Source organism: Klebsiella sp. HMSC16C06 (assembly GCF_001808325.1).
GTDB classification, from domain to species: Bacteria; Pseudomonadota; Gammaproteobacteria; order Enterobacterales; family Enterobacteriaceae; genus Klebsiella; species Klebsiella variicola.
In genome coordinates this window covers 82,772-103,301 of sequence record NZ_KV792996.1, presented here as the reverse complement: position 1 = coordinate 103,301, position 20,530 = coordinate 82,772, and the positions used below count along the sequence as shown (strand labels likewise).

General features: G+C 57.3%; 21 protein-coding genes. 11 read left to right on the top strand and 10 right to left on the bottom strand.

Going from position 1 to position 20,530, the window contains the following annotated elements; all coding sequences use genetic code 11:
- Nucleotides 1-33: 33 nt before the first annotated feature.
- Together HMPREF3142_RS10335 and HMPREF3142_RS10330 are read right to left on the bottom strand one after the other, a co-directional pair.
- The gene (locus HMPREF3142_RS10335) at nt 34-1,113 is read right to left on the bottom strand and encodes a glycosyltransferase family 9 protein (protein ID WP_008806844.1); all 1,080 of its coding nucleotides are present in this window, start codon (nt 1,111-1,113) and stop codon (nt 34-36) included.
- Between the two features lie 18 nt (nt 1,114-1,131).
- Nucleotides 1,132-2,094, bottom strand: coding sequence for a polysaccharide deacetylase family protein (locus tag HMPREF3142_RS10330; protein ID WP_070612054.1), 963 nt, complete (start codon nt 2,092-2,094; stop codon nt 1,132-1,134).
- 111 nt (nt 2,095-2,205) lie between these two features.
- On the opposite strand from HMPREF3142_RS10330, the gene rfaQ reads away from it, so the two are divergent.
- From rfaQ to coaD, 7 genes are all read left to right on the top strand, one after another.
- Nucleotides 2,206-3,282, top strand: coding sequence for a putative lipopolysaccharide heptosyltransferase III (rfaQ, locus tag HMPREF3142_RS10325; protein WP_023340828.1), 1,077 nt, complete (start codon nt 2,206-2,208; stop codon nt 3,280-3,282).
- Complete coding sequence (locus HMPREF3142_RS10320; RefSeq protein ID WP_070612053.1) at nt 3,279-4,406, top strand: glycosyltransferase family 4 protein; 1,128 nt, start codon at nt 3,279-3,281, stop codon at nt 4,404-4,406. Before rfaQ ends, HMPREF3142_RS10320 begins: the two co-directional genes overlap by 4 nt.
- A 2-nt stretch (nt 4,407-4,408) precedes the next feature.
- On the top strand, nt 4,409-5,503 hold the full coding sequence (locus tag HMPREF3142_RS10315) for a glycosyltransferase (RefSeq protein ID WP_070612052.1): 1,095 nt from the start codon (nt 4,409-4,411) through the stop codon (nt 5,501-5,503).
- 29 nt (nt 5,504-5,532) lie between these two features.
- Nucleotides 5,533-6,522, top strand: a complete 990-nt coding sequence (locus HMPREF3142_RS10310; protein WP_008806839.1) for a glycosyltransferase — start codon at nt 5,533-5,535, stop codon at nt 6,520-6,522.
- Nucleotides 6,523-6,613: 91 nt separating this feature from the next.
- Complete coding sequence (gene waaA, locus HMPREF3142_RS10305) at nt 6,614-7,888, top strand: lipid IV(A) 3-deoxy-D-manno-octulosonic acid transferase (protein WP_070612051.1); 1,275 nt, start codon at nt 6,614-6,616, stop codon at nt 7,886-7,888.
- Nucleotides 7,888-8,658, top strand: coding sequence for a glycosyltransferase family 2 protein (locus HMPREF3142_RS10300; RefSeq protein WP_008806837.1), 771 nt, complete (start codon nt 7,888-7,890; stop codon nt 8,656-8,658). The genes waaA and HMPREF3142_RS10300 overlap by 1 nt, the downstream gene beginning before the upstream one ends.
- Before the next feature lie 2 nt (nt 8,659-8,660).
- The gene (gene coaD, locus HMPREF3142_RS10295; protein ID WP_008806836.1) at nt 8,661-9,140 is read left to right on the top strand and encodes a pantetheine-phosphate adenylyltransferase; all 480 of its coding nucleotides are present in this window, start codon (nt 8,661-8,663) and stop codon (nt 9,138-9,140) included.
- Between the two features lie 131 nt (nt 9,141-9,271).
- On the opposite strand, the gene mutM is transcribed toward coaD, so the two are convergent.
- From mutM to radC, 8 genes are all read right to left on the bottom strand, one after another.
- Nucleotides 9,272-10,081 (bottom strand): bifunctional DNA-formamidopyrimidine glycosylase/DNA-(apurinic or apyrimidinic site) lyase, encoded by an 810-nt coding sequence (gene mutM / locus HMPREF3142_RS10290; protein ID WP_016161958.1) that lies wholly within the window; start codon nt 10,079-10,081, stop codon nt 9,272-9,274.
- Nucleotides 10,082-10,144: 63 nt separating this feature from the next.
- Complete coding sequence (locus HMPREF3142_RS10285; RefSeq protein ID WP_048268321.1) at nt 10,145-12,478, bottom strand: energy transducer TonB family protein; 2,334 nt, start codon at nt 12,476-12,478, stop codon at nt 10,145-10,147.
- A complete protein-coding gene (locus HMPREF3142_RS10280) occupies nt 12,479-13,852 on the bottom strand; it encodes a DNA-binding protein (protein ID WP_046882239.1) in 1,374 nt (457 codons plus the stop codon). It lies immediately after the preceding gene.
- A complete protein-coding gene (locus HMPREF3142_RS10275; RefSeq protein WP_046882238.1) occupies nt 13,842-14,567 on the bottom strand; it encodes a PP2C family serine/threonine-protein phosphatase in 726 nt (241 codons plus the stop codon). Before HMPREF3142_RS10275 ends, HMPREF3142_RS10280 begins: the two co-directional genes overlap by 11 nt.
- Nucleotides 14,568-14,571: 4 nt before the next feature.
- Nucleotides 14,572-15,249: a vWA domain-containing protein gene (locus tag HMPREF3142_RS10270; protein WP_032740337.1), complete on the bottom strand. Its 678-nt coding sequence runs from the start codon at nt 15,247-15,249 to the stop codon at nt 14,572-14,574.
- A gap of 206 nt (nt 15,250-15,455) precedes the next feature.
- Entirely contained in the window at nt 15,456-15,623 is a 168-nt protein-coding gene (gene rpmG / locus HMPREF3142_RS10265; protein ID WP_002922510.1) for a 50S ribosomal protein L33, read from the bottom strand.
- A gap of 20 nt (nt 15,624-15,643) precedes the next feature.
- A complete protein-coding gene (gene rpmB / locus HMPREF3142_RS10260) occupies nt 15,644-15,880 on the bottom strand; it encodes a 50S ribosomal protein L28 (protein ID WP_002436699.1) in 237 nt (78 codons plus the stop codon).
- 216 nt (nt 15,881-16,096) lie between these two features.
- Nucleotides 16,097-16,762 (bottom strand): RadC family protein, encoded by a 666-nt coding sequence (radC, locus tag HMPREF3142_RS10255; protein WP_008806834.1) that lies wholly within the window; start codon nt 16,760-16,762, stop codon nt 16,097-16,099.
- Between the two features lie 172 nt (nt 16,763-16,934).
- Here radC and coaBC point away from each other — a divergent pair, with 172 nt between their 5' ends.
- The 4 genes from coaBC (at nt 16,935) to HMPREF3142_RS10235 (ending at nt 20,499) form a co-directional block, all read left to right on the top strand.
- Complete coding sequence (coaBC, locus tag HMPREF3142_RS10250) at nt 16,935-18,149, top strand: bifunctional phosphopantothenoylcysteine decarboxylase/phosphopantothenate--cysteine ligase CoaBC (RefSeq protein ID WP_032740382.1); 1,215 nt, start codon at nt 16,935-16,937, stop codon at nt 18,147-18,149.
- A complete protein-coding gene (dut, locus tag HMPREF3142_RS10245) occupies nt 18,127-18,585 on the top strand; it encodes a dUTP diphosphatase (protein ID WP_012540306.1) in 459 nt (152 codons plus the stop codon). Before coaBC ends, dut begins: the two co-directional genes overlap by 23 nt.
- Before the next feature lie 124 nt (nt 18,586-18,709).
- Nucleotides 18,710-19,306: a nucleoid occlusion factor SlmA gene (slmA, locus tag HMPREF3142_RS10240; protein WP_008806831.1), complete on the top strand. Its 597-nt coding sequence runs from the start codon at nt 18,710-18,712 to the stop codon at nt 19,304-19,306.
- Nucleotides 19,307-19,482: 176 nt separating this feature from the next.
- Complete coding sequence (locus HMPREF3142_RS10235) at nt 19,483-20,499, top strand: SMP-30/gluconolactonase/LRE family protein (RefSeq protein ID WP_008806830.1); 1,017 nt, start codon at nt 19,483-19,485, stop codon at nt 20,497-20,499.
- The last annotated feature ends 31 nt before the right edge of the window (nt 20,500-20,530 follow it).

Here is a 20,530-nt window from a genome sequence, read left to right as displayed (position 1 = left end):
CGTCAGCGGCCCTTTTTTATATTCACTTTTAAATCAACTGCGGGCGGCGACCAGCCGGTCGGCCTGCTCTTTAATCACGGGCCACACTGACTCAATCGCCACATCGGCGACATTCGCTTCTTCACAGACGATCTGTTTCGCCTTGTCATAGCCCGGCGCCCAGATGTGATAGCCGGGCAGCCCGGTATCCTTGAGTTTGCGCTTGTTATAGACCGCCACCATCGGTTTATCGAAGGCCCGGGCGATATGCACGATCGAGGTGTCTGGCGTAATGACTAAATCACAGCTGCGGATCACTTCGACGGCGGAGTTGATGGTACTGTCGGCGATATACAGCGCCATATCCAGCCCCAGCTGGCGGATTTTCTCACTACGCCCCACCATCACGATACAGACCCGGTAAGGTAGGGCGCGTAACCGCTCGACCAGGGTCGCCACCTGGTGACGACAGAAGTCTTTATCCTCAGACGCGGTAAAAGGGTTAATGGCGATACGCAGTTCGACCTCTCCGGCCTGGGAAAGCAAGCGAGCCACTTTCTCCCGCTCATGGCGGCAGCCGGGGAGATGATAGTGATACGGGTGGTCGTCAACGATGCCAAACAGTTTCACCACCTGTTTATAGCGCTGGGAAATATGGCTGTTGCTGTCAAAAAAAGCGATCGAATGATCGTAAAGTTTATATTGATCTTTATTAAAACCAATCACGCTGGCCGCCCGTAAATCGGCGAGTAATTTAAAGCGTTCATAGCTGGTGACGTCATCAAAATCGATAACTGCATCAAAACCTACCGCCCGCAACGTATTTAAGGACATGCGCGGCCGATATAAATATACTTGCTGAATGAATTCTGAGCCTGCTAATATTTCGCAGCATATTGGTCCGGTTAACACCGAAACCTGATATCCCCGTTCGGCCAGTATTCTGGCGCAGCCGGTCGTGACCACCATATCCCCGACTTTATCGTCCAGGCGCAATAGCAGTACGCGGCGGACAGCCGCTGGGTCGAAGGCTTTACGCGCCGGCTTATTTCTGTATCGATAGTTAATTAAATTAAATTTAATGCCGCGGAAAAAAGCATTCTTTTTCCGCGTTAATTGTTTAAGGATACGCATACGGTACCTTGAGCTGTGTTAGCGCTGTGTGATTTTCCGCTGGTAATATTCTGCCAACGTCATGCCCTTCACCTGCGGCGCCAGCCAGCTAAAAAAGGCTTCAAGGTCAGCGTATAAACGCTCAATATCCCGTTCATTCTGGAACGTGGGGCTGCCGCCGGGCATATACTCTGAAGAGTGGAGCATATATTCCACGTAGTCATTGCCCTGCGTCAACGTTTGTTCGACGACTTTTTTCATCGTCTCCACGTTGCCGCCCATCGGACGCAGCCAGTGTACGGAGGGGGAACGCACTTTACCCCGCAGGCGATCGTAGCCCTGCTTCACGCTGTTCATCCACGCTGAGTGCTTGTACTGAATGCTCATCGGCACTTCCAGCAGCGGAGAGTGGCCTTCGCGGCTGATATCATTTTCATCGAGAAAATAGGCATGCTGCGGGAAGCGGCGATAATCGGTCCCGCCATCGCCCTGCGGCGCTCCCTTGGCGGTCTTCCAGTTCACCCGCGGGGTCACCGAGCAATCCACCTGATAACCGTGCTCCACCAGCAGACGCGCATAGCGCTCGTCAAAGGCCCAGCGCCCGGCGCGATGGCTGACCATTTTAGTCTGGAAAGTATCCTCCAGCAGATGCGTCATATAGTCGACCTTCTCACGCATCATGGCATCGCTGTATTCAATGAGATAAGGCTTATGCCGCCAGTCATCGGCGGTCAGCGGCTCGGTCGGCGGGCTGTTCCACGCATGCAGATGCATGCCGACTTCCGCGGTGCCGCGGGCAATCACGTCTCTGGCGAATTCGATATAAAAGGGGTCGATGGCCATTTCATAGTTGGTCAAATAGACCGGTTTAAAGCCATACTTTTCGCAAAGCTGCTGAAAACGCGGGAGATAACGCGCATTCTCGGTGGTGATGCTGTCATGTTTTTTCCAGAGGTTATCGCCCTCTGTATCAATCGTGATGAGAAATGCGGGATTGTGCACGAAAACGTCCTCAGGCCATACGTATCGGGTCATGGTAGAGCAATACAACGCTTCTCTCAATCTGTCTGATCCCCTAGAATCGGAACCCTTATCCTGGATGAAGAACAGAGTATGACGCCTGAAACCCTCTCCCGCGGCCCGTTGAACCCGGCGCGGATCCTGGTCATTAAGCTGCGCCATCATGGCGACATGCTGCTGATCACGCCGCTTATTCACGCGCTGAAACAGCAGTATCCCGCCGCCAGCGTGGATGTGCTGCTGTATGAAGAGACCCGGGATATGCTCGCCGCCAACCCCGATATCCATCATATTTATGGTCTCGATCGCCGCTGGAAAAAGCAGGGAAAAAGGCATCAGTTGAAGATGCAATGGCAGCTCATTCAGACGCTGCGTCAGCAGCGATACGACATGGTGCTTAACCTTGCTGACCAGTGGCCGAGCGCGATTATCAGCAAACTGACCGGCGCCGCGACGCGGATTGGTTTTGATTTTCCGAAGCGCCGCCACCCGGTCTGGCGCTATTGCCACACCGCGCTGGCCTCCACCCAACAGCACAACCAGCTGCATACGGTACAGCAGAATCTCTCTATTCTCGCTCCGCTCGGTCTCCCGTTGAACGACGCGCCGGCGCGGATGGGCTACAGCGAAGCAGACTGGGCCACCAGCCACGCCCTGCTGCCGGAGGAGTTCCGGGAAAACTACATCGTCATCCAGCCAACGTCGCGCTGGTTCTTTAAATGCTGGCGCGAAGATCGTATGAGTGCGCTGATCAACGTGCTGTCTGCCGAGGGGTACGCGGTGGTGCTCACCTCCGGCCCCGACGATCGAGAGAAGAAGATGGTGGACACCATCATCGCCGGTTGCCCGCAGGCGCGTCTGCACTCTTTAGCCGGCCAGTTAACGCTGCGCCAGCTGGCGGCGGTGATCGATCACGCCCGCCTGTTTATCGGCGTCGACTCGGTGCCGATGCATATGGCTGCGGCGCTCGGCACTCCGCTGGTCGCCCTGTTCGGCCCCTCGAAGCTAACTTTCTGGCGTCCGTGGCAGGCGAAAGGCGAGGTGATCTGGGCCGGCGACTTCGGTCCGCTACCCGACCCGGATGACATCAACACCAACACCGAAGAACGTTATCTCGATTTAATTCCTACCGACGCCGTGATCGCGGCGGCGAAAAAGGTACTGGCATGAGTAAATTCAGGCTGGCTCTGGTGCGGCAGAAGTACCGCCCGGACGGCGGCGCAGAACGGTTTGTCTCCCGCGCGCTGGAAGCCCTCGACAGCAGTCATCTGCAGCTGAACGTCATCACCCGCGAATGGCAGGGGCCGGTGAAACCGGACTGGCAGATCCATATCTGTAACCCACGTAAATGGGGGCGCATCAGCCGCGAGCGCGGCTTTGCCAACGCCGCGCGCGCGCTCTGGCAGCGTGAGTCTTTTGACCTGGTGCAGAGCCATGAACGTATTCCCGGCTGCGATCTCTACCGCGCTGGCGATGGCGTTCATCGCCGCTGGCTGCAGCAGCGCTCGCGCATTTTACCGGCCTGGAAAAGCCGCCTGCTGTTCGCCGACCGTTACCACCGCTACGTCATGCAGGCGGAGCGCGAGATGTATGAAGACTCACACCTGCGCGGGGTGATCTGCAACGCCGAGATGATCAAGCGCGAGATCATCGAAGACTTTGGCCTGCCGGCGGAGAAGATCCACGTTATTTACAACGCCATTGATAACCAGCGCTTCCTGCCGCCGGACGAAGAGACCTTTGCCGCCTTACGCGCCAAATGGCAGCTACCGCTGCAGGCAACCTGCCTGATCTACGTCGGCTCCGGCTTTGAGCGCAAGGGACTGGCGGCGGCAATCCGCGCCATCGCCCCCACCAATCGCTATCTGCTGGTGGTTGGCAAAGATAAGGATCAGCCGCGCTATCAGGCGCTGGCGAAGAGTCTCGGCTGCGAAGCGCGGGTGCGCTTCTTCGGCATGCAGTCGGAGACGCTGCCCTTCTATCAGATGGCCGATGGTCTGCTGCTGCCCACCCTCTACGATCCGTTCCCCAACGTCATTCTCGAAGCGATGGCCTGCGGTCTGCCGGTGATCACCACCACCGGCTGCGGCGGGGCGGAGTTTATCGTCGACGGCCACAACGGTTACGTCTGCGACGCCCTGGATATCCCGGCGCTGCAGCAGGCGGTGATGGCTCTGCCGCCGCGCGCGCTGGGCTCTGCGCAAGGCGGTCACGCCCGCAAGCGCATCATGGCCTGCACCAGCGAGCGACTCTCAACCCAGCTGCTTTCTCTTTATCAGGATCTGGTGAAATAACGATGCGCATCTTATTTGTGATTGACGGTTTACCCGGCGGCGGCGCGGAAAAAGTGGTCCTGACCCTGGCAGCACAGTTCCTGCGCGACGGCGATCGGGTGTCGCTCATTTCGCTGCGCGATGTCTGCGAGTACCCATTGCCCGAGGGGCTCGACTACCAGGTAGTTGCCGATCGCTGCCGTAAACCGTGGCGCAAGCTGACCGAGCTGTCCCGCCGCGCCCGCCAGCTGGACGCCGCGGTCATCCGGGCCGAACAGCAGGGGCAATTTGACCTCGTGCTTTCCAACCTGCACAAAACCGACCGCATCGTCGCCCGCAGCCGGGCGCTGCGCGAGCGTAACGTCTGGTTCTGCCTGCACGGCGTATTCTCTGCCTCCTATCTCGGGCACCGCACCGGCTTTGACCGCTGGATGAAGCAGCAGAAAATTAAGCGAATTTACCAGGGTCGCAACGTGGTGGCGGTTTCCGACGCCGTGGGACGCGATCTGGTGGAAGCCTTCGCCCTGCGTCCGGCACAGCTGAAAACTATCTACAACCCCTTCGATATCGCCACTCTGCGCGCCGAGGCGGAAGCCGACAGTGAGCGACCGGCCGGTGACTATCTGATTCACGTCGGCCGCTTCCATCCGGGCAAACGCCACGACCGCCTGCTCGAAGCCTATGCGCAAAGCGGCATTGACGCGCCGCTGGTGCTGTTAGGCCAGGGAAAACCGGAGCAAGAGCAGCGCCTGCGCCAGCTGGCCAAAACGCTGCAGGTTGACGATCGGGTATGGTTCAAGGGTTTTCAGAAAAACCCCTTACCGTGGATCAAAGGCGCACGGATGCTGGTTTTAAGCTCCGATAGCGAAGGATTCGGCAATGTGGTGGTGGAAGCGCTGCTGTTGCATACGCCGGTTGCCAGCACCCGCTGCCCCGGCGGCGTCACCGAGATCCTCACCGGCGAACTTGCCCGCGGTCTGGCGGATCTGACCAGTCCGGCGCTGGCTCAGACGATGCAAAGCATTTACCATAACCCGCCGACTATCGACGACGTCGCGCTGGAAAAATTCAGCGTCGTGTCCATTTGTCAGCAGTACCGTCAGCTGCAGCGCACCTGACGCCGTTAGTTAACCAGGATCGAAGATTTATGAGTCAAACGCCTTTATTGAGCATCGTGGCTGCCGTCTACAACGGTGAGAAATTTCTTGCGCAGTTCTTTGAGTGCCTTGAACAGCAGCAGCTGGAAAGCTATGAACTGATCCTGGTGAACGATGGTTCGACGGACAACAGCCTGGCGGTGATCGCCGAATGGCGGGATCGGCTGCAGAACGTCCAGGTACTGGAGCAGGAAAACCAGGGCGTCTCGGTCGCGCGCAATACCGGCCTCGCCGCCGCCAGCGGCAAATATCTGGCGTTTCCGGATATCGACGACAAACTCTATCCGGGCATGTATCGCACGCTGCTGGAGATGGCCGAGAAAGAACATCTCGATATCGCGACCTGCAACGGCACCTACGTGTATGAAAAGCGCCGCGAGAGCCACCCGATCTTCCCGCTGGATCGCCTGCCCTCGACCGGCGTGCTGCCGGGTCATGTCTGGCTCAAGCAGGCCCTGGACTCACGGAAGTTTCTGCACGTCACCTGGCTCAACATCTATCGCCACGACTTTATCCGCCAGCACCACTTCCATTTCGAGCCCGGCCTGCGCCATCAGGATATCCCGTGGACGACAGAGGCGCTGCTGGCCGCGGAGCGCGTGCAGTACACCAGCCAGCAGTTCTATGATTACTACATCCACTCTGAGTCGGTGTCGCATAAGCCGGACAACGACGACACGCTGATGCGTTCGGCGCGCCACTATATGAAGATTCTGGAGATGCTGGAGGCGATCAACCAGCGCTACCCGGATAAAGTGCGCCATATCGCCGCCTGTCGCTGGCAGATCGCCAAAGAAGGCCTGGGGATCATCCACACCTTCGACAGCATGAAAGATGAGTCGAAAAAGCATGTTATTATTAAAGAATTCTTCGACCGCGGTATCTGGCGGTTAATCTGGAAAAACGCCTGTACTTTCCGTTTACGCTGGCGCCTGGGACGCCGTTATCTGCGTATTAAGCGTTATCGCCACGCGGTATAGACCAAAAACCCGCTGTTTCCGCCAAAGAGATAGCTTTACGCGGGCTAAATGCTTAGAATTTGCCCGCCAAAACAGAGAACGGATAAATAGTTTGGAATTGCTTTATACCACCCTACTTTACCTTATTCAGCCGCTGGTGTGGCTGCGGCTGCTGCTGCGCAGTCGTAAGGCTCCTGCCTACCGTAAACGCTGGGCGGAACGCTATGGCTTCTGTCAGAACAAGGTAGAGCCGGATGGCATTCTGCTGCACTCCGTTTCCGTCGGCGAGACCTTAGCCGCCATTCCGCTGGTTCGCGCCCTGCGCCACCGCTACCCTTCTCTGCCGATCACCGTCACCACCATGACGCCGACCGGCTCCGAGCGCGCCATGTCGGCCTTCGGCAAAGATGTCCATCACGTCTATCTGCCCTACGATCTGCCCGGCGCTATGAACCGCTTCCTGGACACCGTTCAGCCGAAGCTGGTGATCGTCATGGAGACCGAGCTGTGGCCGAACATGGTGGCCGCGCTGCATAAGCGTAAGATCCCGCTGGTGATTGCCAACGCCCGCCTGTCCGAACGTTCCGCCAAAGGCTATGCCAAACTGGGCGGCTTTATGCGCCGCCTGTTGAGCCGTATTACGCTTATCGCCGCACAGAATGAAGAAGATGGCAACCGCTTCCTCGCGCTGGGACTGAAGCGCAATCAGCTGGCGGTCACCGGCAGCCTGAAATTCGATATCTCCGTTACGCCAGAGCTGGCGGCCCGCGCGGTGACGCTGCGTCGGCAATGGGCGCCGCACCGCAAAGTCTGGATTGCCACCAGCACCCACGATGGCGAAGAGCAAATTATCCTCCAGGCGCATAAAAAGCTGCTGGAGACCTTTCCGAACCTGCTGCTGATCCTCGTTCCCCGCCATCCGGAGCGCTTCCCTGACGCCCGCGACATGGTGCAAAAAGCCGGAATGAGCTTCACTCTGCGCAGCACCGGCGAGATCCCCTCCTCCAGTACCCAGGTGGTCATTGGCGATACCATGGGCGAACTGATGCTGCTCTACGGCATTGCCGACCTCGCTTTTGTCGGCGGCAGCCTGGTGGAGCGCGGCGGCCATAACCCGCTCGAGCCGGCGGCGCACGCCATTCCGGTGCTGATGGGGCCGCATACCTTCAACTTCAAAGATATCTGCGCCAAGCTGCAGCAGGATGATGGCCTGATCACGGTCACCGACGCCGACTCGCTGGTCAGGGAAGTGTCCACGCTCCTGACCGATGAAGACTACCGCCTGTGGTATGGCCGTCACGCGGTGGAAGTGCTGCACCAGAACCAGGGCGCGCTGTCGCGTCTGCTCAAGTTACTGCAACCTTACATGCCGCAACGGAGTCATTAATGTCGAACCGGCTTTCCGTGGTGATGATCGCCAAAGATGCAGCGGACCTGCTGCCGGATTGTCTGGACTCCGTTAGCTGGGCAGATGAAATCATCGTCCTCGACTCTGGCAGTACCGACAACACCGTCGAGCTGGCCCGCCGCCTCGGCGCCCAGGTCTATACCCATACCGACTGGCGAGGCTATGGTATTCAGCGCCAGCGCGCGCAGGACTATGCCACCGGCGACTGGGTGTTGATGATCGATACCGATGAGCGCGTCACGCCAGAACTCAGGCAGGCTATTCTTAAGGTGCTGGCAGCGCCGCAGCGCGGCGCTATCTACAGCATCGCTCGTCGCAACTACTTTCTCGGACGCTTTATGCGCCACAGCGGTTGGTATCCCGATCGCGTGCTGCGCCTGTACGAACGCGCCCGTTACCGCTATAACGATAATCTGGTCCATGAATCGCTGGATAGCCTGGGCGCTGAGGTCATTCCGCTAACCGGCGATCTCCTGCATCTGACCTGCCGCGACTTCGCTGGCTTCCAGCAAAAACAGCTGGCGTATGCTGCAGCGTGGGCGCTTGAGCGCCACCGCAAGGGCAAGAAGACCTCGATGGCGGGGATTTTCAGCCATACCCTGGGCGCGTTCCTGAAAACGCTGCTGCTGCGCGGTGGGGTGCTGGACGGTAAGCAGGGCTGGTTACTGGCGATGGTCAACGCGCAGTATACGTTTACGAAATATACCGAGCTGTGGGCGCTGAGCCACGGCTACTCGGAGAAAGGGTAATCATGAGCACAAAAGCGATCTATCCGGGTACCTTTGATCCCATCACCAACGGTCATATCGACATTGTCACCCGCGCGGCGAGCATGTTCGATAAAGTGGTGCTGGCTATCGCCGCGAGCCCGAGCAAAAAGCCGATGTTTACCCTCGACGAGCGTATCGCGCTGGCCACTCAGGCAACAGCGCATCTGGTTAACGTGGAGGTTATCGGCTTTAGCGACCTGATGGCCAGTTTCGCCCGCGCGCAGCAGGCCAATATTTTAATTCGCGGCCTGCGGGCGGTGGCGGATTTCGAGTATGAGATGCAGCTGGCCCACATGAACCGCCACCTGATGCCAACGCTGGAGAGCGTGTTCCTGATGCCGTGCAAAGAGTGGTCGTTTATCTCTTCCTCACTGGTGAAGGAAGTGGCGCGTCACCAGGGCGACGTTTCTCATTTCCTGCCAGCTAACGTCCACCAGGCGCTGTTGAATAAGCTGAAGTAACGCATCAGCTGGGGCATGAGCCACGCAGGCTGGCGCTGCACTGCGCCGCCCATCCACACCGGCTCTGTCCCGGTCTTTGTGCCAGGTGGCGCTACGCTGACCTGGCCTACAAACCTTCCTGTTCCTGAGAACTACTTCTGGCACTGACGGCAATAAAAGGTCGCCCGCTGGGCATGTTTGGTCCCGACAACCGGCGTGCCGCAGAGCCGGCACGGTTCGCCCTTGCGGCCATAGACCTGCAGCTCCTGGGCAAAATAGCCCGGCTTGCCATCGCTTTGCAGGAAATCCTTCAGCGTGGTGCCGCCCTGCTCTATCGAACGCAGCAGGACCAGCTTAATCACTTTCACCAGCTGCTCACACTCTTCCCGCGACAGTGAAGAAGCCAACCTGTCGGGATGGATCCCGGCCGAGAACAGCGACTCGCTGGCGTAGATATTGCCGACCCCTACCACCAGCTTGTTATCCATCAGCCAGGGTTTGATCGCAGTTTTTTTCTTCGCGCATTTCTGCTGAAGATAGTCGGCGTTAAATTCATCGCTGAGCGGCTCCGGGCCAAGGTGGGCCAGTACCGGATGGTCTTCCAGCGTTTTGGTCCACAGCCAGGCGCCAAAGCGGCGCGGATCGGTATAGCGCAGCACCTTGCCATTACTCATGACCAGGTCAACGTGATCGTGTTTTTCGGCCGGTAGCTCTTCGCTCAGGATACGCAGGCTTCCCGACATCCCGAGATGAACGATGATCCAGCCGTCCGGCAGTTCCAGAAGCAGGTATTTGGCACGACGCCGCACGCTGAGTACCGGAACGTCGCTCAGGCGATAAATCTCTTCGGAAACCGGCCAGCGCAGCCGTCCATTGCGCACAATGGCGTGCAGAATAGTTGCGCCAACCAGGTGCGGCTCGATGCCGCGGCGGCTGGTTTCAACCTCTGGTAATTCAGGCATGATTTTCCTCATCTACATAGGCAGGCGTCACTATTTTACCTCGTTCAGGAGGCAACGACGCGATTAGTGGAGAAAATTCACGCCAACGGTCATCCGCCTGCCATCAGGCTGCGGTTTAAAGTTCCAGCGCCACAGCATATTGACCGCCTGCGCATCATACTGTTCCACTTCGCTGCTTTTGCTGATGAGAACCAGCGTCGGCATGCCAGTATCATCGATATCAACGGTCAGTTCCGCCCGCCGTTCGTCCGGCCTCTGCGGCGCCTTCCACTCCACGTTGAAGAGAGCGGCATTCAACACCTCATCCCGATCGATATCAACCGTCATGCGCGGCGCTGGATCCAGGGGAGTGACGGTTTCCTGACGATCCAGTTTTTTACTGGCGGGTAAGATCGCCGCGGCCTTCGCCGTATCTTCCCCTTTCGCTCTTTCCCCAAGGATATCGCCATAGTCGGCGTAGACCTTTGCCGAAAGAATCGCCTTACGTGGCCCCATGCCAACCCGCATCAGTAGCTTCGTTTTGATATTCGCTATTTTCTGCTCAGTATCCTCGGTAAGCGGCTGTAGCAGCATGGAAGCGATCATCGCGCCCATATACAGCTCAGGATCGCGCTCGGCCCACACGCTCCCCCAGGCCATCCACACCTGCGGATCCTCTGGCGCCAGCGCCAGCAGCTGCGACCATGCTGCCCGCTTCTCCTCAAAGGAAGCGTAACTTTTTCTGAACGCCAGATCTTTGAGTAGCGGCGCGTAGTACGGGTGCGTCTCCACCAGGGCTTCCATCGCCTCCGTCATTTCAGTAAAGCTTTCCATTCTGCCTTTGGGCGTTTTATCGCGTTTTTTGAGGTAGATAAGCTGTAACTGATGCGCCTCTTCCGCGCTCAGTCTCTGTTGCGGAAACAGCGCTTGCATTCGCGTAAATCGCGCCATCATTTCCTTCCTGGCGCTTTCCATCCCCGTTTTATTATGGCGAGCGGCCAGCCGGGAGATGCGCATCGCCCGCGCCTCCATCTCCCCATAGTATTCTTCCGGCGGTACGCGATCGCTGATAAAGCTCACTGGCATCAACACGCGTTTTCCCTGCCGGTGAGAACCAAAACGCCACTCCTGTGCATAGTGCAGCGCCGCCTGGTCGAACTCGGGAACGCCACTGCTGCATTCAACGACCACGTTTAACAGCTCGCCGCTGGCGTCGGTATCCAGCGAGAGTATGGTCGTCGCTGACTTGATATATTTATGTATCGCCGGATACAGCATCGCCTGCAAACTCTCTTTCCTGATGCCATAGCGCTCCGTATCAATGCTGACGTGGCCAGGAAAGCGTTCGTTAATCGGGCTGACGCTACGCACGGGAGCAGTTTTAAACACGATTGATTTTGCCAAAGGCAGCACCTTGCTCGCTTCACCCTGTTCTGTTGCATACTTATCCAACGGCAAGTCGCAGGAGCGCGTCTGCATCCGCGCCTGCAAAATGAGCAGGATTTGCCGATCTTCCACTGGCATTTGCGCGATGTATGCTGCCAGCCGCTGCTGTAGCGCGGGCTGCCGCGGGCTCTCCTTCAGACCCTCCGCCATTAACAATCCGGTCGTAATGCTCTTTGTGAACGGCTGAAACTGCGATTTTCGTACCCGCTCATCATCGCGGGCCTGGATCAGCGCGACTGCCCAGCCCAGCCAGGCATCCGGGTTTTCCGGCGTGATGGCGATGGCCCGGCGAAACGCCGTTTCCGCTCGCGCTTTATCCGCCTCGCTCGTCAGCGTCAGGATGGCCGTGGCCAGCGTCAGATCGCCCCGGTCCGGCATCCAGGCCAGATAGTCCATCATTTTGGGTAATGCTTTCGCTTCCCGTTCACGATAGCCCAGCGCCTGCTGCCAGAGCGCATCCGCGGCGGCGGCATCTTCGTCATTCCAGCCAAGCGGCAGCGCCGCCAGCGGTTTTTTCTGCGCGAGAAATTGCTCGGTGATGTTGTGCTGATTCAACGGCCCCCCACGCAGCGCTATCTGAATAAAACGAGCATGGCGGTCATAGAGAAAATCGCTCCAGGCGGGCGTTTCCAGCTGATTCATACTCTGCCAGCGCCGCTGGTTTTGTTCGCCAAAAGGCACCTTGCATAAGGTAATGCCGATGACAAAAACAATCTGCGCCACAGCAACAATCAGATAGCCTTTATTGTGTCGGGTAACCGCCACCCACATCAGAGCGGAAAAATAGATCGTTCCCCCCAGCCACAGGCCATAGAGATATAAACGCTGGGGATCATTGAGCGCGGCAGGTAACAACGGCAGCTTATCCATTAAGCGAAATGGCGCGGACCACAGCAAGGAGACGAGTTCCGGCGCCACAAAAGCCATCAATAACGCGAAAAAGAGAATGAGATATCTTAATTTCAGCGTCATTTATGGCTGACTCCGAATAATGGACCGGAGTATCAGCGCCGCCACCCAGATAAAAATAATCAGTAACGCCGCAATATCGAACCATGCTGGACCAGAGCCGTTGAGCCGGGCAAAACTGCGCGCCAGCCCCCCCATAATCAGCGTACTCATCAGCGCCAGCGCGCCATGCCAGGCAAATGAAGGAACGTTGCTGCGAATACTGCGCCACAGCAGGGTTAACGGCCCCGGCCCGGTAGGTTGACGAGGTACGGCGGCGGCTGGCGCCCTGCGAGGCTTCTGCATTACCGGTGCGACCCGCGGGCGCACGGTTTCCGCTTGCTTACGCTGCTTTGCCTGCTTTATTCCCGCAACAACCTGTTTTTTCCGCGCGCAGACCAGGCATGGCATCCCGGCGAAATGCTGGTGTTTTTGATGACAAAGAATAATTTTTTGCGTGCTACGTAGCGCATAAGGACGCAGCACCTGCGCCCATTCATCGGCGGAAGGTCGTCGGGCGGGCGAATCGCTAAATGCGCGATCGAATAGCTTACGCAGCTCAACCGGCAGCAAATGGTGGGTACTTGCCGGCACCGGTGAGATAGTCGTTGCTGCGTTGATCCCGTAGGCGTAGCAGCCAGCGGCGATACGGCCGGGTAAATCATCCGGTACCTTCGCCATTTGCGAGCGACCGCTGTAGGGATGAATACCATGGTTGAGCAGTTGGAAAATGATCACCGCCAGCGAGAAACGATCCTGCGCTTCTTCCTGCTCACCGGGCACCTGCCCAATACGCTGAAACTCCGGCGCCAGATAATCCGGCGTGAACTGCCCTGCAGGGAAACGCTCTCCCTCGCCCTGAATGCTAAAGCCATCGCAGTCCAGCAGCGCGATATAAAGGCTGTCGCGATAGAACCGCAGGTTGACTGGCTTCATGTCGATAACCCGGTGCTGTCGCGCATGCAGCGTAGAGACCAGGGTAGCAAGGTTACAAGCCAGGCTCACTTTCGCACCGATGCCTTCCGGCAGATGGTGCGCCTTCGCCTGCCGCGCCTGTAAAATATACTCCAGCTCAATGGTGCGCTGGGTGTCGAGAACCGGCATGACAAAGCCCACTACGCGCTTGCGCTCGTCGTAGAGCAAATAGTCGGGCCATGCCAGCTGGACAATCGACTCACCTTCCGCGGGGGCGGGGATCTCAGGCCGCTGCGCCAGCATGGCGCTGAGCTTGCGTTGGTAGTAAGCGGTATCGGTCTGCGGATGGTAAAGTTTAGCAACGCGGGAAGGGTCATCCGCCAGGAAATAAACACTCCCCGCGCCGCCGCTCTTGATCAGTTTCCCCAGACGTACCGTGCGGCGCTGTCCGTCATAGCAGGCTGGCAGCTTTTTATGCTTCATGACGCAGGGCTACCAGAAGTGTCTTGTCATCACCGGTTATCGCCCAGGTGCGCGGGTCGTCCAGTGTGGCGCGCAGCGCTTCGCTTCCTTCAGCCTCTGAAACCTGCTGCACATAACGCAAAACCGGATCGATAAACGGAGAGAACAGCGCATCCCCACGCCGATTGAGCGCGAACGGCTGCACGCCGTCAGTCATCATCACCAGTCTCGTGGCTCTGCCAGAAAACTGGCTGATATGTAAATGCTCCCGCCAGTCGTCGCTGGTCAGGAACCAGGTCTGGTTAGCGTATTCGCCGTTTTCAGGCAGGGAGAAGTGCTGTTCGGCATCCAGGCTTAACGCCGCAGCGCCATCGCCAATATGCACTATCACAGAGGCGGTCTCTCCCAGCCAGGCAGCCAGAACGGTACAGGCAAAATCGCCCGCGGAAATTTCCCGCGCCTGCGCCTGTAGCAGCACGGTCTCGCGCACACTACCGAGCAGCGTCGCCAGCTGATTTTCATCCGGCGCCGTGATGAATGTCGCCAGGCGATCGGCCAGCGCATGCGCGACCAACGCTGCGCCCTGCTCGCTATACGCGGCAGAGCCTGCGCCATCGCATACCACGGCGACAAGCCGATCGCCCAGATGGCGATAGCAAAAGGCATCCTGGCAGGGAAGTTGATTTTGTCGGTGGCTGCTACCCATGACCGACGCTGCGTATACGCGCCAGTTCATGGTGTCAGACCGAAATTTCGGACCAGCTATCCGTCGGCGGTAGCTGTGCTTTACCGCCCGGTGTCGACTGCGACACCACCTGCATACTGGCGCTGAGCCAGAGGAATAGCTCGCGGAACTGCAATCCCTTCAGCTGCTTCACGCCGTTAATGCCGCTACGGCTGAACTGCCCCATCGACTCAGTTGCTTCGTGTCCTACGCTAATCGGAAACACAGCGACTTTATTTGCCGCCTGCGCATCACGGCACGCCTGCGCTGCCGCCTGCCAGTTGTCGGTGGGCTCGCCATCCGACATTAAAAACAGCCATGGCCGGGTATAGGGGACGCCAGCCGCTTTCAGGCGCTGTTTTTCCGCTTCAATTTCGCCCAGCGCCAGGCTAACGGCCTGCCCGGTGGGCGTCAGGCCACTGGCCTCAAGCTCGGGGGCAATGAAGTCCATCGCATCACACCAGTCGCCATACAGCTCGCATTCATCATAGCCGCCGTATTTGATCACCAGCAGGCGAACGCGCTTAGCGGCGATGACATCCTGCTTAAGTTCCTCTTCCAGCAGCTTTAATCCCTGATTCAGCTGGGCGATTGGCTGGCCCTGCATGCTGCCTGAGCAATCGAGGACCAAAATTAACGGTGTGCGCTGTTCGCTGTTATCGATAAATGAAACATCTGGAATAAAAGAGGCCATAACAATCCCTGTCGCTGGTTTTCTGTACCGGAAGAATAGACAGACTATACAAGCAAGACAAGAAAAACCTTTATATTCATTATGTTAATTGATTTGTAGTAAATAATTAAAAGAGGGATATATGATAAGTTTTGAAGGTGTTTTGCCTGAATAATGGCAATAAAAAACCCCGCCGGGGCGGGGTTTTCATTACAAGAAAGCGAAAATTATTTGATTTTAGCTTCTTTGTAGATAACGTGCTGACGTACAACCGGATCGTACTTTTTCAGTTCCATTTTTTCCGGTTTGGTACGCTTGTTCTTCGTGGTGGTGTAGAAGTGACCAGTACCAGCGGAAGAAACCAGCTTGATTTTCTCACGAATACCTTTAGCCATGATTTATTTCCTCTAAGTACTTAGTACTTTTCGCCACGGGCACGCAGTTCAGACAGAACTGTATCGATGCCTTTCTTATCGATTACACGCATACCTTTAGCAGATACGCGCAGGGTGACAAAACGCTTCTCGCTCTCAACCCAGAAACGGTGAGAGTGCAGGTTCGGCAGGAAACGGCGTTTAGTCGCGTTCAGTGCGTGGGAACGGTTGTTACCGGTCACCGGACGCTTGCCAGTAACTTGGCAGACTCGGGACATGTCTATTCTCCAAAAATCAAATTAGCTCGAGCTTCGTATGGGGTATTGGCGCCTCGTCAGGCTTTACAGCCTGGTCATCGCAGTTCAATGTGAACTCTCGACTGCCAGGCCCAAATGCCAAACCCGAGATTCTCAAAGGTGGCGTAGTATACGCTGACTCGGCGATGTGCTCAAGTCCCGAACAGACAAAGATCCCGAAGGATCGCCAGTTCGGGGCTAAATCCAGCCACGCTCGGCAAAAGATACATACGCACCGCGGCCGATAACCAGATGGTCAAGCACGCGTATCTCCATGAATCGACAACATTTTACCACCCTTTCGGTAATCAGCCTGTCTGCCTGGCTCGGCTCCGGACTACCGGAGGGATGATTATGCGCAAGGATCACGGCGGCAGCGTTCACTTTGATGGCTTCGCGTACAATTTCTCGCGGATGCACCTCAACGTGGCTAAGAGTACCAGAAAAAAGGCGACTATGTTTCAACACCCGGTTCTGATTATCTAAAAAGATCACCATAAAGATCTCGCGCTCTTCTTCCGTAAGCTGGCTTTGTAAAAATTCCCGCGTCGTCGAGGGACTGACCAGCGCAGCCTCCTCGACCAGCTGTGAGCTAAAATAGCGTCGCGCCAGCTCGGCAATACCCTTCAGTTGCGCATATTTCGCCAGCCCCAGTCCATCCACGGCAATCAGCTGCGCTTTATCCGCGGAAAGCAGAGCGTAGAGCGAGCCAAAACGCTGCAGTAACGCCTGCGCATAGCCGAGCACATCCTGACGACGCGTGCCGACGCGCAGAAACAGCGCCAGCAGCTCAACATCCGTTAGCGCTTCGATGCCGTACTGCAACATCTTTTCTCGTGGCATCAGATTTTCCGTTTCGTCCATGCGCCCTCCTGGGTGAATTTGCCTATCCTGGCACAGCCTGACGGCGCTGCCGACCCACTGCTTTTCACCCTGCGTAGCCGCTCGCAAAGTGAATGCCCACCAGAGGCACGACGACGACAGGATTGTGATAAGATGCGCGGATTCTGGTCTACGGCAACAGGAAGACATCATGATGACTCTGGCGGGTAAAAAAATCGTCCTGGGCGTCAGCGGCGGTATCGCGGCGTATAAAACCCCGGAACTGGTGCGCCGACTGCGCGAACGCGGCGCGGAGGTGCGTGTCGCGATGACGGAGGCGGCAAAAGCGTTCATCACCCCACTCAGCCTGCAGGCGGTATCCGGCTATCCGGTTTCCGACAGCCTGCTCGATCCGGCGGCGGAAGCGGCTATGGGCCATATTGAGCTCGGGAAATGGGCCGACCTGGTGATCCTCGCCCCGGCAACCGCTGATTTAATCGCCCGCGTGGCGGCCGGCATGGCCAACGACCTGGTGTCGACGATCTGTCTTGCCACCCCTTCCCCGGTTGCCGTGGTGCCCGCCATGAACCAGCAGATGTATCGCGCGCAGGCCACCCAGCAGAATCTGCGGACGCTGGCTTCCCGCGGCCTGCTGCTGTGGGGACCGGACAGCGGCAGCCAGGCCTGCGGCGACGTCGGCCCGGGGAGAATGCTCGATCCGTTAACCATCGTGGAGATGGCCGCGCAGCATTTCGCCTCCCCTGTCAAAGATTTGCAACATCTCAACCTCATGATTACCGCGGGCCCGACCCGTGAGCCGTTGGATCCGGTGCGTTACATCAGCAACCACAGCTCAGGCAAAATGGGCTTCGCGATTGCCGCCGCCGCCGCGCAGCGGGGCGCGAACGTGACCCTGGTCAGCGGCCCGGTATCACTACCGACACCGCCGTTTGTGCAGCGCATTGATGTCACTACCGCACTGGAAATGGAAGCCGCCGTCCAGGCCGGCGCTCAGCAGCAGCATATTTTTATTGGCTGCGCCGCAGTGGCGGATTACCGCGCCGCCGTCATCGCCGAAGATAAAATTAAAAAACAAGGTGATGAATTAACAATAAAAATGATTAAAAACCCGGATATCGTGGCCGGGGTTGCGGCGCTAAAAGCCCATCGCCCTTACGTCGTTGGGTTTGCCGCCGAAACGAATAATGTGGAAGAATATGCGCGGCAAAAACGTGCCCGCAAAAACCTCGACCTGATTTGCGCTAACGATGTTTCTCAGCCTGATCAGGGCTTTAATAGCGATAACAACGCATTACACCTTTTCTGGCAGGATGGGGAAAAGCGCTTACCACTTGAGCGCAAGGAACTCCTGGGCCAATTATTACTCGACGAGATCGTGACCCGTTATGATGAAAAAAATCGACGTTAAGATTCTGGACCCGCGTGTCGGCCAGCAATTTCCGCTGCCGACCTATGCCACCTCCGGCTCCGCCGGACTTGACCTGCGAGCCTGTCTCGACGACGCCGTAGAGCTGGCGCCGGGTGCAACCACGCTGTTGCCGACGGGCCTTGCGATTCATATCGCCGATCCCTCTCTGGCGGCGGTAATTCTGCCACGCTCCGGCCTGGGCCATAAGCATGGCGTAGTACTGGGCAATCTGGTGGGCCTCATCGACTCCGATTACCAGGGGCAACTGATGGTGTCCGTCTGGAACCGCGGTCAGCAGAGCTTTATTATCGAGCCGGGCGAACGTATCGCGCAGATGGTCTTTGTGCCGGTCGTGCAGGCGGAATTTAACCTGGTGGAAGAGTTTGACGCCACCGACCGCGGCGAAGGCGGCTTCGGTCACTCAGGGCGTAAATAAGCCCAGCAACACGGAACCTGCATCCCAACGCGCATAACGCAATAACATCACCGCAAACTCCGGTTTGCGGTCGCGTTGTGGATGTCTGCCTGACAAGTGCTTATTTTCAGGGGTATTTTAAAACATGGCAGAAAAGCAAACTGCGAAACGGAATCGTCGCGAAGAAATACTTCAATCTCTGGCGCTCATGCTGGAATCCAGCGATGGTAGTCAACGTATTACCACCGCGAAACTGGCGGCTTCCGTCGGCGTCTCCGAAGCCGCGCTGTATCGCCATTTTCCCAGCAAAACCCGCATGTTTGACAGCCTGATCGAGTTCATTGAAGACAGTCTGATTACGCGCATCAATTTGATTTTGAAAGATGAAAAGGACACCACCGCGCGCCTGCGCCTGATCGTTCTGTTGATTCTTGGGTTTGGCGAGCGTAATCCTGGGCTGACGCGTATCCTCACCGGGCACGCGCTGATGTTCGAACAGGACCGGCTACAGGGCCGCATCAACCAGCTTTTTGAACGCATCGAAGTACAGCTGCGTCAGGTGATGCGCGAGAAAAAAATGCGTGAAGGCGAAGGCTACACCCTCGACGAAACCCTGCTGGCCAGCCAGCTGCTGGCCTTCTGCGAGGGCATGCTGTCGCGCTTTGTGCGCAGCGAGTTCAAATATCGTCCGACGGATGATTTCGAGGCCCGCTGGCCGCTGGTCGCCGCACAGCTGCAGTAAATCCTCACATGCAGCCGCCAGGCTGCATGATTCTCCTCGCAATCTGCGTAAGTTTGTTGCAAATCCCAGGGCCATTGGTTGAATTGCCCAATGCGCGTTTCCGCTTTCCTTTCCTACTATCCAGCTTGCTGATCGTTTCACCCCCCCCCCAACACCACCCGACAAGGAGAGATTTGATGGCGACGTCACGGCGGGATTTATTGAAGATAGGCGGGTTGGCAACCGCATCGCTACTAGTCAGTCAAAAAAGCTTCGCAGCATGGGCCCCTTCTGAACGCTATCCTGACCCACGCATCGTGGCCGTCGATGACAGCTTTCGTCGCTATATGCTTGCCAGCGCAAAGGTTGAACGCATCGCCAGCGGCTTCCGTTGGGCGGAAGGCCCGGTCTGGTTCGGCGACATGCGAATGCTGCTGTGGAGCGACATTCCGAATAACGCCATCATGCGCTGGGATGAAATCAGTGGAGAAACCAGCGTCTTTCGCTACCCGGCCAATTATAGCAATGGCCACGCCCGCGACAGACAGGGGCGCTTAATCAGTTGCGAGCACGACACCCGCCGCATTACGCGTACCGAATACGATGGATCTGTCACCGTACTGGCCGATAGCTACCAAGGTAAGCGCCTCAATTCCCCAAACGATATCGTTGTGAAGTCAGACGGTACCATCTGGTTTACCGACCCGCCATTTGGCATCAGCGGCTTTTACGAAGGCCACAAAGCAACGCCAGAATTGCCGCAAAACGTCTATTGCCTGGAGCCGGAAAGCCGCAAACTAAGCGTGGTATTGGGCGACATAAAAGGGCCAAATGGTTTGTGTTTCTCGCCGGACGAAAAGACCCTGTACGTGGTGGAAAGCCGGGCGACACCGAACCGCTTAATTCTGGCGTGGGACGTGGAAGGCAATACGCTGAAAAATAAACGGGTGTATCTCGACTGTGGCAACGGTACCGCCGATGGGATCGCCTGCGACGCAGACGGCAATCTGTGGTGCGGATGGGGAAGCGGAAACGAAGAACTCGACGGCGTGCGGATCTTTAACCCTCAGGGTAAGCATATCGGCACCATTCAACTGCCGGAGCGCTGCGCGAACTTGTGTTTTGGCGGCGAACAGCGCAATCGGCTGTTTATGGCGTCCAGTACGTCAATCTATTCGCTGTACGTCAATGCGCAGGGCGCTAAGCTGGTATAGAGGAAATATCCGGCAGCCGAGGCTGCCGGAT